This is a genomic window from Haloferula rosea (assembly GCF_016595525.1).
GTDB classification, from domain to species: Bacteria; Verrucomicrobiota; Verrucomicrobiia; order Verrucomicrobiales; family Akkermansiaceae; genus Haloferula; species Haloferula rosea.
The window spans coordinates 163,873-178,575 of sequence record NZ_JAENII010000007.1; the positions used below are offsets into that span (position 1 = coordinate 163,873).

Here is a 14,703-nt window from a genome sequence, read left to right on the forward strand (position 1 = left end):
TCTCAACCATCGAATTCACGATCTCTCGAAATCGTGGCACCCGGCGGGATCAGCCCGGGGATCTCCCACTCTCCTTGATCGAAAGGGCCAGACGTTTCCAGGCTGGATGATTTCTCGATTGTTCCGCCGTTTGCCCGAGGAAAAGACTCCAATTGTGGGGACCCACCGTCCCGGGCTGGTTGATCCGATCCGTCATATTGAACAGGTCGGTGATCATGATCGCCGCGTATCGCGAACTCGAGACCATCAAGCGATCGATGAGCTTCCAGAGCTTCTCATCGTTCATGGGACCCAAATCATCGATCCCACCGAAATCCGCCAAAGCCTGTAGGGCTTTCATCGTGTCGTTCCGGTCGTCCTCGTCGGCGGCATCCGGCGACACCCGCCTGCGGTAATCCTCCCACATCGCCGGGATGGAATCATGGTCGTGTGTGGCATAGGTGGCGAACGACGTCTCGGGCAACTTGTCGTAAGGAATCACCACGCCCTCCTCGTCGAAATCCCAATGCGGGATCCGAAACCCGCAGATGCCAAGCGAATAGAGGTGCGGACGCACATAGTCGGGCACACAACCCAGGTCCTCACCCACCACGGCATCTTCGCCGGCCACCTCCTGCACCATCTTGAGGCGGACATCCCCATCGGCCCGATTCAGTGCGCAATTCTCCGCGGTGTCATCGGGGCGCGGAACCCATCCGGGAAGCAGTCCTCCCGTCTTCTCCGCCGCCTCCTCCTTGCTGAGATCGATGAACTCCGCATTCCGGTTCGGTGTCCAAGGGAACCCGTAGATCCGATAGAATCCGAGCACGTGATCGACCCGGAATACATGGAAGATCCCAACGAGTTTCTGGATCCGTTGCCGCCACCAAGGGAATCCCTCCGCCTCCATCTTCTCCCATCGATAAAGAGGGATACCCCAGTTCTGACCCCACTTCTGGATGAAGCGATCGTGCTTGAACACCGTTTCCGGAGGCGCCCCGCCACACCAATCAATATCGAAATCATCACGACCGAAAAACACGTCAGCGGAGTAGCGACTCACACCGATGGGGATGTCCCCCATGAGCTTGAGGCCACGCTCGTCGGCATGTTTCCGCACCCCTTCCCATTGACGGAAGCACAGCCACTGCACCCACGCGAAGAACTCCAAACGGTCATTCACCGCTCCCGCATCCGCCCGCAACGCCGCAGCCAACCGGCCCCGTGCCCCATCAACGCTCTGAAACTCCTCGGGCCACTCATCCCACGCCTCGTTCTCGCCCTCGGCCTCCATCAACCAACGATACACGCAGTAGTCATCCAGCCACGCCGACTCACTCCGGCGGAATGATGCGAGATCATCGTGAAGCCCGGCCGGAGCGGACGACCATCGGCCCCACGCGACATCGAGCAGACGACGTTTCGTCCTCCGGACCTGTTCGTAATTCACCCGATCGGAAGCCGGCTCACCCGCCTGCTGGCGAGCCTCCGCCAGCAGATCAGCGTCGATACCAGGGACATCTTCAAATGCAAGGTAGAGTGGCTCCAGAGCCACACTCGAAATCGCGTTGTAGGGACTGTCGTCCACACCCATTTCATTGATGGGCAGCATCTGGAAGAGACCGACCTCATGATCCGCGGCGAGATCGATCCACTCATGCATCGAGCGGGTGTCACCAATTCCCAAATCCCCCTCTCTGTGGAGCGAAAATACGGGCAGGAGAAGAGCAGCGAGGCGTTCAGGCATGAGCGTTGGGTCAGATGTTGGCGAATGGTTTCAAATCCATTCAGGGTTTAAGCAAATTCATCGCCCGGGAAAAATCACCGCTGGGAAGGAGTCAGCGTCCTGAGAAACCACCTCATCCCCCCGCAGTCCCTTCAGCCACTCGTTCGCATAGCTCCCATAGCGATCGGCCAGCGCTTCAGTCAGACCGGCGTACTTGCTCACGAGGTAGTCCCTGAAATGGGGCGGACACGAACTCTTCTTCTTGGATTCGTTGACCTTCTTTCGCAGCCCTCCACCACCTCCGCTCGGCCTCGGCGCCCCCAAATAATCGCACACCGCCCCGAACAACCCGTCAGGATCCCTACGGATGGCATCGAAAAAGCCGATCATCAGTTGCTCGGGAGCATAATACTTGAGCACCAGGTCCACCGTCCGCAGATAGTCGGTCCGCATGTCCTGGGCCGGGGCATCCACCCGCCGCTTGAACTTGTCGAGATCCTCAAGATCCAAAGGCCTGCCATGCTGCTCTGCGAAACGCAGCATCGACCAGACCCGGTCGACCGGATTCCTGATCAGGAAAATCAGCTTCGCCTGTGGAGCAACGCGATGCATGTGCGCGATATCTTCCTCATACATCGCCGAATACGAAGGCGTCACATCCCCACTCAAGCCGCGGCGGATATCGAAGAGCGACCGATACCAGTCATCCGTGAAGTCGTTCAGGTGGAAGCGGGCCCACCAGCGCGCCTTTGAGATCTTGAGCGACCGCAGCGGGCGCCAGATGTCTCCGATCATCTTCTTCTTCCATACCGGATCCGCCATCCGGTCCTTCAGACGCGTCACCGCAAGGTGATCGGCCGAGAGATACTTTTCCTCGCGGTCGAAGTAGTGCAGCTCCTTCACCGGCGGCATCGCGAAGTCGGGATGTTTCTCGCAGTTCGCATGAAGCCAACTCGTCCCCGCCTTCTGCGCTCCGATACAAATGAAATCCGGCTTCATGAATTGAACTAAGCGCCAAATCTAAGGTGAGCCTCCCGGCAGGGCCACCCTCGATTCAGATTTCTGGGGCCATCCCTGCATCCCCGACCGTTGACAAGCCCGCGGCTGGCGACTCATAAGCAAAGCATGCGCGCCTCACGCCGATACACCACCGGGTTTCTGGTAGCGGTCGTATGCGCCACTGTAGTTGCGGCGGCGATCAATACCTGGGTCGACCCACTTCGCCTCACCGCTCAACCATGGGCTGACCCGGAGTTCGACCCCTATCGCGAGATTTCCTCGCAGATCCGGTCCGGAAAGGCCGGCATGCTGCGCCAGGCCGGACCGATCGATGTGGCCTTCATCGGTTCCTCACGCATCGCCAACGGCTTCGACCCCTCCCTTGAGCAGTGGGGAGACCGGAAGGTGCTGAACCTCGGATGCAGCGGCGGGTTCCTCTTCGAGTCCGTCGCCATCGCCCAATACCTGCTCCGGCACGACCCACCGGAACTCATCCTCATGGGCATCGACCCCGGTGACCTGACGAGCTCCGTCGACACCCGCCCACTCGGAGATTTCTACAGCTCCCCCTTCAACCCGGATGGGGATGCCCTGGATCGCGAGATCCGCTACTGGATCGGCATCTCGACACTCGAAGAATCCCTCGAGACGCTTGAGCGCAAGCGGCTCGAACGTCCAGCCACCTATACCCCCGAAGGCCTGCGGAAACGAGGCCTCGGCCGGGGACGAGGCGGCCACCGTCAGCTCGATTTCATCCGTTCGAATCTAGCAGGTGAAGCCTTTCTCGCCGACGACTCGCCCACCGCCAAAGTGGTGAATCCACCGAAAATTGAAGCCCTGCGGGAGCTTCTTTCGGCGGTCAGAGAGAGCCCGACCCGCCTCGTCCTTTTCCTGCAACCCCGCCATGCCCTCCTTGGATCCAGCTCGGACGGGATCGAGGAGCCGATCTGTCTCTATCAGGCGGAGCGTGAGGCGCTCGTCGCACTCGTGGGTGAAGCCAACGCCATCGAGTCTGTGGGGCCGGAGATCGACTACTGGGAGTTCCTCGACTTCCACCCGATCAATACCGAACCGCTGCCACTCGATGAAGGCGAGCCGATGAAATACTGGACGGATCTCGATCACTTCACCCTCCAGATCGGCAACGCCATGCAGGCACGCATGATGGGCTGGCCGGTGCAGCCCCCCATCGCCGCCGACTACGGTGCGCGAGTGACGGAAGAGTCCCTCCCAGCGAGGATCGAGCAGATCAAGCATGACTCGGTGGAATACCTGACCGGATCCGGTGCAAGGGATCTGGAATGGAAGGAGAACATGGCAAGCGAGACGCCCTGAAGCCGGATGATCTTCAACTCCTACCCCTATCTGTTCCTCTTCCTTCCGATCGCATTGATCGGATTCCAGTTGTTGCGCGGCGCTCCCTACCGCGTCGCCATCGGCTGGCTCGTGGCGATGAGCTTCCTCTACTACGCATGGTGGCGACCCGCGGACCTCTGGGTGATCGGTGCTTCCTGCGGCTTCAACTTCCTCGTCGGCCGACAACTCTCCGGGAACGCTGCTGAAGCGCGGAAACAGGGGATTCTGGTCCTGGGTGTCGTCGCGAATCTCGCCCTGCTTGCGTGGTTCAAGTACGCGGGTCTGTTCGACAAAACCTTCGAGGCACTCACCGGCGAAGGCCTGAACATTCCGGACATCATCCTTCCTCTCGGAATCTCCTTCTTCACCTTCCAACAGATCGCCTACCTCGTGGATGCACGCCGGGGTGAAACCAAGGAATACCACTTCACCGACTACCTGCTCTTCGTCTCGTTCTTCCCCCAACTGATCGCCGGCCCCATCGTCCACCACAAGGAGATGCTGCCACAGTTCGAGCGCGGCCGTGGCCGCGGCCTGAACTCCCTGGATTTCTCCATCGGAGTCACCATCATCGCGCTCGGCCTGTTCAAGAAGGTGGTCATCGCCGACTACCTGGCACGCAGTACCGGACCAATCTTCGATCTGGCTGCCGATGCCCAGTCGAGAGCTCCCACCATGGGCGAAGCATGGGCTGGCGCGCTCGGATACACGCTGCAGATCTACTTCGACTTTTCCGGCTATTCCGACATTGCGATCGGGTCGGCACGTCTCTTCGGCATCCGCCTTCCGCTGAACTTCGCTTCGCCCTACAAGGCCACGTCCATCGTCGAGTTCTGGCGACGCTGGCACATGACGCTTTCCCGTTTCCTCCGCGACTACCTCTACATTTCCCTCGGCGGCAATCGGAAGGGACCGGCCCGACGCTACGTCAACCTGATGCTCACGATGCTCCTCGGAGGGCTATGGCATGGCGCTGGGTGGACCTTCATCCTCTGGGGCGGACTCCACGGACTCTACCTGTGCATCAACCACGGCTGGCACACGCTGCGCAGGAAATTCTCACTCCGCCAGATTCCCAAGCCGCTCGCGCTCGGACTCACCCTATTGGCTGTCGTCTTCGCCTGGGTTCCCTTCCGCTCCGGCAACTACGAGTTTGCGGCCAATGGTTCGACCACCGCCGCGCTCGAAACGGCAGGCCAGATGTTCCGCTCCATGCTGGGTCTGAACGGGTTCACCTTCTGGCCTCCCGATACCGCCATCGTGACGGCCAAGACACGGGCGGTCCGCCCGGTGATCGCAGGACTGCTGGTGGTGCTCCTGCTTCCCAATACCCAGCAGGTGATGCGGCGGTATGTTCCCGCCATCGGCCTGCCCAAGCCCTCGAGCGGGTGCCGGCGCCACTGGTGGCAATGGCGTCCCACCCTGCCCTGGCTCGGATTCACCCTCGCAATCCTCTATGCCGTGGGTCGGGAGTTCGATCAGGTCAGCGAATTCATTTACTTCCAGTTCTAGGCTCGCACCCCCTGCCCAATCGGGACGGAATGAGCGTTGCCAGTGCCCGCGCAGCCCCCTAAATACCTCCTGCGCCTCGGATACGGATGATTTTCAATTCCTACACCTTCCTGCTTCTCTTCCTTCCGCTCACACTGCTGGGCTTCTACATGGTGGGATCGCGCAGCCTCCGCGGCGGATTCTCATGGCTCGTCGTGATGAGCCTGCTCTACTACGGATGGTGGAATCCGAACCCGGACCAGCCATGGTCACCGTGGTGGCTCGCCCTGATCCTCGGCTCATCGATTGGAAACTATTTGTTCGGGCGGTTCATCTCGGGCCATCAGGCCAGTCGGCCCGGCAAGATGGCGCTGGTCCTCGGCGTGACGGCCAACCTCGGCGTGCTCGGCTACTTCAAATACGCCGGACTTTTCACCAAAACGCTGGAAGCCCTCACCGGCAGTGGAATGTCGCTTCCCGACGTCATCCTCCCCCTCGGTATCTCCTTCTTCACCTTCCAGCAGGTCGCCTATCTCGTCGATGCCTGGCGGGGGGAAACCAAGGAATACAACTTCGTCGACTATCTCCTCTTCGTCACCTTCTTCCCCCAACTGATCGCCGGCCCGATCGTGCACCACAAGGAGATGCTGCCCCAGTTCCAGAAGGGACGGCACAACTCGCACCGCTGGGTCAATTTTTCCACCGGCCTCACCATCCTGCTTGCCGGCCTGTTCAAGAAGGTCGTCCTCGCCGACAATTTCGCGCCCATCGCCACCCGACTGTTCGGCATGGCTACGACGGGTGAGCGGGACCTGACCATGGGAGAGGCCTGGGCCGCTTCCACGAGCTACGCCCTCCAGATCTACTTCGATTTCTCCGGTTACTCCGACATGGCCATCGGTGCGGCCAGACTGTTCGGCATTCGACTGCCATTGAATTTCCACTCACCCTACAAAGCCACCTCAGTGGTCGACTTCTGGCGACGCTGGCACATGACCCTGTCGCGATTCCTCCGCGACTACCTCTACATCACCCTTGGTGGGAACCGCTGTGGAAAGGTCCGTCGCTACACCAACCTCCTCATCACGATGGCGCTGGGCGGATTGTGGCACGGCGCCGGTTGGACCTTCTTGCTCTGGGGACTGCTCCACGGAGCCTACCTGTGCATCAATCACGCTTGGTTTGCCCTACGCAAGGCGATGAGTTGGCCCGCCCTGCCAAAGCCGCTCGCGATCCTCCTCACCTTCGTGGCCGTTCTCGTCGCTTGGGTGCCCTTCCGGGCCGGCAGCTTCGAATTGGGACCCGACGGATCCACCGCCAGGGCCTTGGAAGCCACTCGTTCCATCCTCAGCTCCATGTTCGGGCTCAATGGCTTTGAACTCTGGCCCGACCGAAGCGCCATGGCCGTGAAGGACCGCCATGCATTCCGCGCCGTCATGTGCGTGCTCCTCGTCTGGTGCCTGCCGAATACCCAGCAATGGATGCGCCGCTACCAACCCGGTCTCGGGCTTGATCGGCTCCCCGGCGGTCAACTGGGTCCACGCCGTTGGTGGCAATGGCGCCCGACCGGCCCATGGGCCACCTTCTCGATCCTCCTGCTGATGGGAACGATCTACCAATTCGACAAGCTCAGCGAGTTCATCTATTTTCAATTCTGATTCATGCTCGGGAGTTCTCAACAACCCTACAGACGTTACGTCCGGTCCGTCGTCGGCTTCTTCGCCTTCGCCGTTACGCTTTTCGCGGCGGTGAATACGTGGATCAATCCCTTGTGGGTCACGCCGGCCCCCTGGACTGACGAAGGCTTCGCCGAATGGCGCCCGATCTACCGTCAGCAGCGGACCGCCAAGGCCGGCCTCGTCCGTTCCGAGTCCTGGGACGCAGCCTTCTTCGGCTCATCCCGGATCGATATTGCCATGGATCCCGCGCTCCCGGAGTGGGGCGATGAAAAGGCGGTCAACCTCGCGGTCAGTGCGGGGACACTTCCCGAAACGTCCGGCATCCTCCACTACACGATCCAGAATGATCCCCTCCAGCTCGCCGTCGTGGGCATCGACCTGGGGGACATGCTTCACGGTGGTTCAGGCATGCGGAACACCGGCTACATGGAGTCGCCATTCAACGAGAAGGGCGACGCCTTCGAGCGGGAACTCCGCTACGTCGTGGGCATCTCCTCATTCGAGGCATCTTTCCGGGCCATCACCAACCGGATCAACAAACGCCCGCCCGAATACACCATTCAGGGCCACCGACTCCGACATCAGGAGAACTACGACGTCGCCCAGGTCATCGACCGCGATTCCATCCCTCATGCCATGCGTGTCATCCGCGGGCGTCGTACCGGGATCAGCCCGAATCCGTGGAAGATGGAGTGTCTCCAACGCATCCTCGACGATACCAAGGCCGCGAATTGCAAGCTGGTCGTCGTCCTCCCGCCCAACCACGCCACCTACCTGGGCGTCTACTACTATCTCGACGATGTGGATCCCACCCATCTGATGGACCGCGAGCTGATCCTGAAAATGCTGAAGGATTCCAATGAGGCGCATCCCGATGCCCCCGCAGCGACGGTCTGGGACTTCAATGACTTCCACGCCCTGAACTGCGAGAAATTCACGCCGCCGGGCGAAAGGATGAAGTGGTGGCTTGATGGCACCCACGCCCGCAAGGCCCTCGGCGACGTGATGCTTGCGCGCATCATGGACTGGCCCATTGAAGGACCAGGCAAAGACTACGGAGTCGAGCTGACGCTCGATGGCCTGCAGTCCCGATCGGAGCAACTCTTCGCCGGCTACGAGCGGTTCAAGACCGAGAGTCCGGACTTGTGGAACTGGATGGTCGAAAGCATCAGCCACTATCAGGAGTAGCGACGCCCACCGCACCCATCCTCACCCCTTCGGAGCGATCCGGATGCAATCCATGTCGACCTCGAGCGTTAGATCGCGACCCTGCTCCTCGACCCATTTCTCGATGTCCGCGACCGCCGGGTAGGCATCGCCGCCGACTTGGGTGAAACACCGTGCGTCGTCGATCAGAATGACGAATGGCTGCTTCATCCCGGCGAAGATCGCCTTCAGTTCGGCCCACACCGGAGCTGCGAGCTCTCCCTTGGCGGTATCTCCTCCCGAGTAGTGGCCGTCGAGCCAGAAGAGCGTGGGAGCATCCAGTTCAGCGACGATCTCAGGCATCCGCTCTCCGCTGTCGCCCTGAAGCAGCTTCACCTTGTCCACGCCTTGGAAGCGCTTCACCGCCTCGTGATAGAACTTTTCGGCCAATTCAACCGAGTAGATCCGCTCGAAATGCGGCCGCATCGCTTCGACCGTGTCCCCCTTGAAGGTTCCGGTTTCCACGAAAATCCTCAGACCGAACCGTTCGGCATACTCCAAGTGCATGGCGCGCTTCGCCAAGGGTGGCGGCGGGAGCGGGCGACCATCCTCAATCCACTTCTTGTATCTGCGACGCTCCTTGAGCTGTTTCAACCAAGACATGCTTGGGCGGACGCTAGAATTCTCCAGCCCCGGTTCCAAGCGCATTATGGAGAATCGGACTTGCGACCCCATGGCGCTGCCGTCAATCTCGGTCGTGTTTGGAAGGAACCCAAAGAGGGCATACGTGACATGCCGGGATCGGAGGGATGGAGGCGGTGCCCAGGTGTGCGCCCACCTCTCCACCATCCTCTACGCGGCCCACCACCGCGCGACCTACGCCCACACCCCCTTCCAGGAAATCGCCCATCGTCCCAGCGACCTTTCCCCATCGGAATGGGTCAAAACCTGGGAGGAGTTCTTCTCCATCGGCCACGGAGAGACGCAAGCCGAGGACATCGGCGACCTGAAGGAGGTGCCCTTGCCGAAACCTCATCGAAAAAGTCCGAGGAAGGGCGCTCTGAATGTGGTCCACCACTGCCATAAGGTCACCAACCAGCTCGTCGATGCATGGGACGCACTCCGACCATCGATGCGGACAAAGTATTTCCATCACGCCAAGCCGGCCACACCACTTGACGACAAATCAAAGCTGAATCTGGCGGTTCATGTCCGCCGTGGTGACGTGACCTCGAGTGGCACCTTCTCCGAGCGCTTCACCGAGGGAACCACGATCCACTCGCACGTGCACCGCATCGTCCAACTGCTGGGGCCCGACCACTGTCAAGTCCACCTGTTCTCCCAGGCCGGGCAGAACCTGTCTGAATTTGATTCACTTGAACCCCAATGGCATCTGGATCTGGATCCCCTGACCACCATCCACGCCATGGTATCCGCCGACGTCCTATTCGCGGCCAAGAGTTGCTTCAGCTGGCTCGCCGGCCTGATTGGTAACGGTCAGGTGATTCAAGACGACTTCTGGCATCCATCGATGCCGGATTGGATCAATTTTTCCGAGCTTCCCGAGCTGCCCGACGATCAACTCCGGCTGCGGCTCCAGCCTTCACTGTTAGCCCCAACCGTCGCCTCCAGGTCATGAAGCAGTGGCTGAGACAATGGAGGCACCAACGACGGTTCGCCCCCTACGGAAAACCGGAGTTCGTCCACCCCTCCGCACGCATCAGCCGGAACAGCAGTCTCGAAGGGCCGGTCTGCGTTGGACCGGGTTGCCGCGTGAAACAATCGTCCATCGGAGGCTACAGCTATCTGGCCTACGACATCCGCATCCACGATGGCACAATCGGACGCTACTGCAGCATCGGACCGGAAGTGATCATCGGAGGGCTCGGCAAGCACCCTACCGACCATTTTTCCACCTCTCCACTGACCTACTCTCCCAGCCATCCGCTGAGCGAACGACTGGGCCACTCGAAGACCGACCTCGGCTTTGAGGAATCCGCTCCTGTCACCATTGGCCATGACGTCTGGATTGGAGCACGAGCCATCATCGTGGATGGCGTCACCATCGGCCACGGCGCCATCATCGGAGCCAACACCGTAGTCGCCAAGGACGTCCCCCCCTATGCGGTGTTTTACGGCAGCCCCCCCAAGGCCCGCCGCTTCCGCTTTCCTCAGGAAACCATCGCGAGGCTGCTGGAGTCGGAGTGGTGGAACAAAGCTCCTGACCAGATCAACGACGACGACCTCCTCGCCCTCGTACAAGAACATCACCCATCCAACCCGGAGAACCCAGCCTCATGAGTGCATCATCCACACAACCCCAGAGAGTGCTCGTGACTGGCGGCGCCGGCTTCATCGGCAGCGCCCTGATCCATCACCTCCTCCGGACGACCGCTTACGAGGTCTTGAATGTCGATTCTCTGACCTACGCCGGAAACCCCGAGTCGCTGGAAGCCGTCAAGGATGACCCCCGCTATCGATTCAAGCAGATCGACATTACCGATCGGGCAGCGCTGACCTCCGCCTTCGCCGAATTTCAACCCACCGGAGTGTTCCACCTTGCGGCCGAGTCCCATGTCGACCGTTCCATCGAAGGATCCCGCGCCTTCATCGACACCAATGTCATCGGCACCCACACGCTGCTCGAGATCACCCGGGCTTACCTTGCGGAAGCCGATGAATCCGTCCGGAAGCCATTCCGTCTGCTCCACATCTCCACGGATGAAGTCTACGGTGACCTGTCGGAAACCGATCCGGCCTTCACCGAACAGAACCGCTACGATCCCAGTTCCCCCTATTCGGCGTCCAAGGCGGCTTCCGACCACCTCGTCCGCGCGTGGGCGAGGACCTACGGGCTCCCCGTTCTCATCACCAATTGCTCGAACAACTATGGTCCCCGTCAGTTCCCCGAGAAACTGATCCCCCACATGATCCTCAACGCCATCGCAGGCAAGCCCCTGCCGGTCTACGGGGACGGGAGACAGATCCGGGACTGGCTCCATGTCGAAGACCACGCCGACGCCCTTCTCACCGTCTTCGAGAAAGGACGAACGGGAGAGACCTATAATGTCGGCGGCAACCACGAGATGAGGAATCTCGCCCTCGTGGAAATGCTCTGCGACCTCCTTGACCAGCATCCCCAGGCTGTCGCAAATCGAAGTGGAGAGAGTTTCCGCGAGTTGATCACCTTCGTAACCGACCGTCCCGGACACGACCGCCGCTACGCCATCAACCTCAGCAAGATCCACGCCGAACTCGGCTGGTCGCCCGCCCACACCTTTGAGGAAGGGCTGCGCGAAACGATCGACTGGTACCTCACCCATACCGGCTGGTGGCAGCGTATCCTCTCCGGTGAATACCAGCTCGAACGACTCGGAACCCAACCCAGATCATGAAAGGAATCATTCTCGCCGGCGGATCAGGAACCCGCCTCCATCCGGTCACCAAGGTGCTCTCGAAGCAGTTGATGCCGGTCTATGACAAGCCGATGATCTACTATCCGCTTTCCGTGCTCATGTTGGCCGGGATTCGGGAAGTCCTGATCATATCCACACCCCGGGACCTCCCGCTCTTCAAGGAACTGCTCGGTGATGGCAAGCAACTCGGATGCGACTTCGAGTACGCCGAGCAACCCGAACCCAAAGGGCTCGCCCAGGCATTCACGATTGGTGCCGACTTCATCGGCGATGACTCTGTCGCGCTGATTCTCGGCGACAACATCTTCTATGGCTCCGGCTTCGGCCAGCTCATCCGCGAGAATGCGAATCCCGAGGGTGCCGTCATTTTCGCGGCTCCCGTTCACGACCCCGAGCGCTACGGAGTGGTCGAGTTCGACAAGGACCAGAACGTCCTCTCGATCGAAGAGAAGCCGATCAAGGCGAAGTCACACTTTGCCGTTCCCGGGCTGTATTTCTACAACAACGAAGTGGTGGAAATCGCGCGGGCCGTCGAGCCATCGGAACGCGGAGAGCTCGAGATCACCTCAATCAACCAGGCCTACCTCCAGAGGCAACAACTCAAGGTCGGCATCTTCAACCGCGGTATCGCTTGGCTCGACACGGGTACCTTCCAGTCCCTCAACGAGGCCTCAACCTTCGTCCGTGTGATCGAGGAACGTCAAGGGACCAAGATCGGATGCATCGAGGAAACCGCCTTCTACTCGGGGTTCATCAACGCCGACCAACTCGCAAGTCTGGCCGCCGAGTATTCCAACAGCACCTACGGCGACTACCTGCGCCAGCTGGTCCGGGACTCCCGGAGCTAGACGACCCCGACCCGCTCCGGGTTGCGACATCCTCCTTTCCTGCGCACACCTTCATGGCCACCGCCCCCATTCAAGTCACCACTCCCTTTCTCCCGGAGTTCCGTGCCTATACCGACCTCCTCCAGGGCGTATGGGAACGAAACCACCTCACCAATCAGGGACCCTTGGTTCGGGAACTGGAATCCAGAATTCCTACCCACCTCGGACTCGAGCGCCCCGTGCTCTGTGTGGCAAACGGTGGGCTCGGCCTGCAGCTGCTTCTCAAGGCCATGGATGTGCGCGGAACGGTGATCACAACGCCGTTTTCCTACGTGGCGACCTCGTCCTGTCCTGCTTGGGAAGGCCTTGACGTTCGCTTTGCAGACATCGAGTCCGACCATCTCACGCTCGATCCAGCCGCGGTCGAGGCTTCGATCGATTCATCCAGCGAAGCAATCATCGCCACTCATGTGTTCGGCAATCCATGCGCTGTCGACTCACTCGCACGCATCGCGGACAAGCATGGTCTGGCACTGATCTACGACGCTGCACACGCATGGGGAGTGCGCCACCAGGGAAAGAGCATCCTCTCGTTTGGTCATGCTTCCATGGTCAGCACGCACGCGACCAAGCTGTTCCACACGGTCGAAGGCGGCTTCGTTACGGCCGCCGCGCCGGATGTCATGGACAGGGTCGAGTGGATGCGTCGATTCGGCCACAAGGATAACGACAGCTTTCATGGCATCGGCATCAACGCAAAGATGTCTGAGATGCATGCAGCCATGGGCCTTGCCGTGATGGACCGGCTCGGAGAAATCAGCGGCCGCAGGGAGAAGATTTGCCAAACCTACAAGGAGGCACTCGCAAACCAGTCGGAGATCCGGCCCGCATTCGCCCTCAGAAGCGACACGGAGTGGAACCACTCCTACTTCCCGGTTCTATTTGAGTCGGAAAAAAACCTCCTTCGAGCCGTGCAGCGAATGGGTCAAGATGACATCCACCCGCGGCGCTACTTCTACCCTTGCCTCAATCAGAGTTTCTCGACAGACGACCGCGACGGGTGCCCGGTTTCATCCGACATCAGTCGTCGAATCCTGTGCTTGCCACTGTCCCACGCTCTGACAGACGCGGAATTGGCCAGAGTGATCAGAGCGCTCGGACTTGCCGCCTGAACCCGCGGCGATCACCCGACTCATCTGGTGATCAGCAGATCACACCAGCCCCTGCGATTTCGGCTGAGTTTGCGGGTGTAAGCAGCAAAGGCCCTTGCGTCCGCAGAAGCAATCGGCCGACTTAGAAGTTCATCGAACGGCTTCGTATAGTATCCATCGATATCAAGATTCTCGCAAACGCGATAGCGACCGACGAGATCCTCAAGGAATGCATCAGGATCACCACCAGCTTGCTCGATCCACCACGGGGCGTATTCGATCAATAACAACGGGTTGAAGTCCCCGCCCATCAGGGATCGGCAACCGGCCAAGACCTTGTCCTCATACCCCTGAGTATCCACCTTCACGAACACAGAGCCTGAAGTAACACCTTCATCCTCGAGAATCTGATCCACCGTGGTCTGCGGAACCGAAACCGTCTCGAAATTCCCCGTCAGCCCCTTGACACGGGAATCAACACTCATTGCCAGGTTCACTTGGAGCTCGACGGCATCCTCGACAACATCTCCAACGGCGGCATTCACCACCTTGACGTTGCCCAGCCCATTCTCCTCGCAATTGCGCTGGATCACACCTATCAGATGTGGATTCGGTTCTACCGCAATGACCGTGGAATCAGGAAAGGCCCGTGCGAAGCGAAGTGTCATAAAGCCTACATTCGCTCCTACATCAACCACCACGTCGGGCGCCATGTACTCACGGACCTTCACGAGGAATGAGCTATGGAACATTCTCCAATACTCTTCCTTCCTGTAAGTGGACACACTGCTCTCATCCACATGCAACTTCGCTTCCCCGAAGTCGATCTCCTTGGGCAGGAGCTTATTGATATGCGAATACAGCTCGGGGAGTGTTCTGGGTAGTTCGGAGCTCATATCCAGTTAGCAAGAATGACGCAAAGGCAGGAGCCAA

13 protein-coding genes are annotated in these 14,703 nt (G+C 59.9%); 9 read left to right on the plus strand and 4 right to left on the minus strand.

The window, feature by feature from the left end:
- Nucleotides 1–49: 49 nt before the first annotated feature.
- Nucleotides 50–1,726 (minus strand): 4-alpha-glucanotransferase, encoded by a 1,677-nt coding sequence (locus tag JIN81_RS10785; protein WP_200279021.1) that lies wholly within the window; start codon nt 1,724–1,726, stop codon nt 50–52.
- A 57-nt stretch (nt 1,727–1,783) separates the two neighbouring features.
- On the minus strand, nt 1,784–2,704 hold the full coding sequence (locus tag JIN81_RS10790; protein ID WP_200279023.1) for a sulfotransferase family protein: 921 nt from the start codon (nt 2,702–2,704) through the stop codon (nt 1,784–1,786).
- 126 nt (nt 2,705–2,830) lie between these two features.
- On the opposite strand from JIN81_RS10790, the gene JIN81_RS10795 reads away from it, so the two are divergent.
- From JIN81_RS10795 to JIN81_RS10810, 4 genes are all read left to right on the plus strand, one after another.
- Nucleotides 2,831–4,039: a hypothetical protein gene (locus JIN81_RS10795; protein WP_200279025.1), complete on the plus strand. Its 1,209-nt coding sequence runs from the start codon at nt 2,831–2,833 to the stop codon at nt 4,037–4,039.
- Between the two features lie 6 nt (nt 4,040–4,045).
- Complete coding sequence (locus JIN81_RS10800) at nt 4,046–5,572, plus strand: MBOAT family O-acyltransferase (protein WP_200279026.1); 1,527 nt, start codon at nt 4,046–4,048, stop codon at nt 5,570–5,572.
- An 86-nt stretch (nt 5,573–5,658) separates the two neighbouring features.
- Entirely contained in the window at nt 5,659–7,209 is a 1,551-nt protein-coding gene (locus JIN81_RS10805; RefSeq protein ID WP_200279027.1) for an MBOAT family O-acyltransferase, read from the plus strand.
- Nucleotides 7,210–7,212: 3 nt separating this feature from the next.
- On the plus strand, nt 7,213–8,418 hold the full coding sequence (locus JIN81_RS10810) for a hypothetical protein (protein ID WP_200279028.1): 1,206 nt from the start codon (nt 7,213–7,215) through the stop codon (nt 8,416–8,418).
- A 21-nt stretch (nt 8,419–8,439) separates the two neighbouring features.
- Here the strand turns inward: JIN81_RS10810 and JIN81_RS10815 are convergent, their stop codons facing one another.
- Complete coding sequence (locus JIN81_RS10815; protein ID WP_200279029.1) at nt 8,440–9,039, minus strand: hypothetical protein; 600 nt, start codon at nt 9,037–9,039, stop codon at nt 8,440–8,442.
- A 70-nt stretch (nt 9,040–9,109) separates the two neighbouring features.
- On the opposite strand from JIN81_RS10815, the gene JIN81_RS10820 reads away from it, so the two are divergent.
- The 5 genes from JIN81_RS10820 to JIN81_RS10840 are packed head-to-tail and all read left to right on the plus strand — an operon-like array spanning nt 9,110 to nt 13,791.
- Nucleotides 9,110–10,015 carry a hypothetical protein gene (locus JIN81_RS10820; RefSeq protein ID WP_234044718.1) on the plus strand — a complete coding sequence of 302 codons (906 nt, stop codon included), beginning with the start codon at nt 9,110–9,112 and terminating at the stop codon, nt 10,013–10,015.
- Nucleotides 10,012–10,677 (plus strand): CatB-related O-acetyltransferase, encoded by a 666-nt coding sequence (locus JIN81_RS10825; RefSeq protein WP_200279031.1) that lies wholly within the window; start codon nt 10,012–10,014, stop codon nt 10,675–10,677. Before JIN81_RS10820 ends, JIN81_RS10825 begins: the two co-directional genes overlap by 4 nt.
- A complete protein-coding gene (gene rfbB, locus JIN81_RS10830; protein ID WP_200279033.1) occupies nt 10,674–11,771 on the plus strand; it encodes a dTDP-glucose 4,6-dehydratase in 1,098 nt (365 codons plus the stop codon). The genes JIN81_RS10825 and rfbB overlap by 4 nt, the downstream gene beginning before the upstream one ends.
- Nucleotides 11,768–12,640, plus strand: a complete 873-nt coding sequence (gene rfbA / locus JIN81_RS10835) for a glucose-1-phosphate thymidylyltransferase RfbA (protein ID WP_200279035.1) — start codon at nt 11,768–11,770, stop codon at nt 12,638–12,640. The genes rfbB and rfbA overlap by 4 nt, the downstream gene beginning before the upstream one ends.
- Nucleotides 12,641–12,693: 53 nt before the next feature.
- A complete protein-coding gene (locus JIN81_RS10840; RefSeq protein WP_200279037.1) occupies nt 12,694–13,791 on the plus strand; it encodes a DegT/DnrJ/EryC1/StrS family aminotransferase in 1,098 nt (365 codons plus the stop codon).
- A 20-nt stretch (nt 13,792–13,811) separates the two neighbouring features.
- Here the strand turns inward: JIN81_RS10840 and JIN81_RS10845 are convergent, their stop codons facing one another.
- A complete protein-coding gene (locus JIN81_RS10845; RefSeq protein WP_200279039.1) occupies nt 13,812–14,666 on the minus strand; it encodes an FkbM family methyltransferase in 855 nt (284 codons plus the stop codon).
- Nucleotides 14,667–14,703 lie beyond the last annotated feature (37 nt).

Excerpts from the sequence above, each read along its gene's own strand:
- JIN81_RS10840 (WP_200279037.1), top strand. The coding sequence starts at position 12,694 with ATGGCCACCGCCCCCATTCAAGTCACCACTCCCTTTCTCCCGGAGTTC.
- JIN81_RS10845 (WP_200279039.1), bottom strand. The coding sequence starts at position 14,666 with ATGAGCTCCGAACTACCCAGAACACTCCCCGAGCTGTATTCGCATATC.
- JIN81_RS10825 (WP_200279031.1), top strand. The coding sequence starts at position 10,012 with ATGAAGCAGTGGCTGAGACAATGGAGGCACCAACGACGGTTCGCCCCC.
- JIN81_RS10800 (WP_200279026.1), top strand. The coding sequence starts at position 4,046 with ATGATCTTCAACTCCTACCCCTATCTGTTCCTCTTCCTTCCGATCGCA.
- JIN81_RS10820 (WP_234044718.1), top strand. The coding sequence starts at position 9,110 with ATGGCGCTGCCGTCAATCTCGGTCGTGTTTGGAAGGAACCCAAAGAGG.
- JIN81_RS10795 (WP_200279025.1), top strand. The coding sequence starts at position 2,831 with ATGCGCGCCTCACGCCGATACACCACCGGGTTTCTGGTAGCGGTCGTA.
- JIN81_RS10815 (WP_200279029.1), bottom strand. The coding sequence starts at position 9,039 with ATGTCTTGGTTGAAACAGCTCAAGGAGCGTCGCAGATACAAGAAGTGG.
- JIN81_RS10785 (WP_200279021.1), bottom strand. The coding sequence starts at position 1,726 with ATGCCTGAACGCCTCGCTGCTCTTCTCCTGCCCGTATTTTCGCTCCAC.
- rfbB (WP_200279033.1), top strand. The coding sequence starts at position 10,674 with ATGAGTGCATCATCCACACAACCCCAGAGAGTGCTCGTGACTGGCGGC.
- rfbA (WP_200279035.1), top strand. The coding sequence starts at position 11,768 with ATGAAAGGAATCATTCTCGCCGGCGGATCAGGAACCCGCCTCCATCCG.
- JIN81_RS10805 (WP_200279027.1), top strand. The coding sequence starts at position 5,659 with ATGATTTTCAATTCCTACACCTTCCTGCTTCTCTTCCTTCCGCTCACA.
- JIN81_RS10790 (WP_200279023.1), bottom strand. The coding sequence starts at position 2,704 with ATGAAGCCGGATTTCATTTGTATCGGAGCGCAGAAGGCGGGGACGAGT.
- JIN81_RS10810 (WP_200279028.1), top strand. The coding sequence starts at position 7,213 with ATGCTCGGGAGTTCTCAACAACCCTACAGACGTTACGTCCGGTCCGTC.